Below are 1,910 nucleotides of genomic sequence, written 5' to 3'. Positions count from 1 at the left end.
GTCGGCGCCCGGCGACACCGCTCCCGGCGGCCGCGAGCCAGGCCGCACCCCTGCGGCCTCCGCTCCGCGGCGCGGGCCCAAGCTGATCCCCGGCGCGGTCGTCGCGGGTGGCCGATACCGGCTGATCCAGCATCACGGCGGGATCCGGGGGCTGCAGTTCTGGCAGGCGCGCGACATCAACCTCGACCGCGACGTGGCGCTGACCTTCGTGGATTCGGAGCAGCGGGCCCCGGCACCCGAGCGCGGCGAGCAGATCAGCCTGCGCGGCGACGGCCCGCAGTCGATCCTCTCGCGGACCCTACGGCTGGGGCGGGTGCACACGAACGGCCTCGCGCGGGTGTTGGACGTGGTGCGCGGCAGTTCCGGCGGCATCGTGGTCGCCGAGTGGATCCCGAGCAGCTCGCTGGCGGACGTGGCCGGCACCCACCCGTCGGCGATCGGCGCGGCGAAGGCCGTACGCGCGCTCGCCGGGGCCGCGGAGAGTGCTCACCGAGCCGGAGCCGCGCTGTCGATCGACCATCCCGACCGCATCCGGATCAGCCAGGACGGGCACGCGTTCCTCGCGTTCCCCGGCACGCTGTCCGACGCGAGCACCGAGTCGGATGTCCGCGGGCTCGGGGCCGTGCTGTACGCCCTGCTGCTCGAGCGGTGGCCGCTGGACGCCGAGACGGGTACGACGGTGGCGACCCGCGCGACCGCGGGGCAGCCCGCCACCGTCGGCGGCCTCCCGCTCGCCGAGCCGGACGCGCAGGGCGATCCCGTCGAGCCGCGCGATGCGAAGCGCGACGTACCGTTCGAGATATCGGCGGTGGCCAGCCGGACCCTCGAGGGCGGGCAGGGCATCCGCACCGCGGCCGCCGTGCAGCAGCTGCTCGACCAGGCGTCCGTGGTGGACGTGAAGACCGACCTGATCGCCCCTGTGCGGGACGACGACGCCGGCCGCCGGCCCGGCCAGAAGGTATCGGTCCCCGGGAGCGACGTGGCGCGCGCGCGCCTGCAGTCGGCGCGGGACTCCGTGATCGGCACCGGGGAGACCAAGCGGCGCAACGTGCCGCTACTGGTCATCGCCGCGTGCGCGGTCGTATTGGTGCTGATCCTGGTGATCATGTGGCTGGTGAACGTCTTCGCCGGGGGCGGGAGCAACCCGCAGCAGGGCTACGACTCGCTGTACCCGAACTCGACGGCGTCCGCGCCCACCGCAGGCGTCGCACCCAGGATCCCTGCACCCGTGTCCGCGCCGGTCCGCGGCACGGCGGTGTCGCTGGTGGACTTCACGGCGAACCCCGACTCCTCGACCAATATCGATAACGTGCTCACCGGCACCGGCAGCCCGTGGAAGACGGACACGTATCGCAGCGGTCCGATGTTCGGGAATCTCAAGAAGGGCCTCGGCCTGATGATCACGCTCGACCGGCCGGTGACGCTGACCGGCGGCACGATCACCTCGACCACCCCGGGCACCACCGTCGAGGTGCGCACCTCGCCGAGCGCCACCGTGAGCTCCCTCGGCGCGACGTCGCGGGTGTGGAGCGGCACCCTGCGCGCCGGATCGACACCGTTCTCCGTCACGTCGGTGCCGACCCGTTCGAAGTATGTGCTGGTGTGGATCACGGGTCTCACGCAGGACTCGTCCGGATCATGGTGGAGCAGCATCGGCGGCGTGACCTTCACGGGTTCGTGACGGCGCCGAGACGGATCCGCACCGGGGTCGCCCTGGTCCTCGTGCTCGCCGGTGTCGCTGGTGCGTCGGCGTGCGGTGATACGCATCCGGGTGCCCCTGCGCGGGCCGCCGACATCGCGACGGGGACCCGCACCGTGGTCGACGCCGTCGGCGGCTCGCTGTCGGCGGCCGCCGCGACGCTCTTCTTCAGGTCCGCGCCCGCCGCCGTGTTCGCCGACGCCGGCGACCC

General features: G+C 73.3%; 2 protein-coding genes. Both read left to right on the top strand.

Annotated elements, in window-relative coordinates; genetic code table 11:
• Window positions 1–1,681, top strand: a 1,681-nt coding sequence (locus ABD908_RS27205; RefSeq protein ID WP_345002008.1) for a protein kinase family protein, incomplete at its 5' end; no start/stop codon positions are given.
• Window positions 1,678–1,910 (top strand): hypothetical protein (locus ABD908_RS27200; RefSeq protein WP_345002006.1); only part of this gene is annotated, 233 nt, incomplete at its 3' end. The genes ABD908_RS27205 and ABD908_RS27200, both read left to right, overlap by 4 nt.

The sequence above is a fragment of the Tsukamurella soli genome (assembly GCF_039541155.1).
GTDB classification, from domain to species: domain Bacteria; phylum Actinomycetota; class Actinomycetes; order Mycobacteriales; family Mycobacteriaceae; genus Tsukamurella; species Tsukamurella soli.
This window is presented reverse-complemented; position numbering and strand designations above follow the sequence as displayed.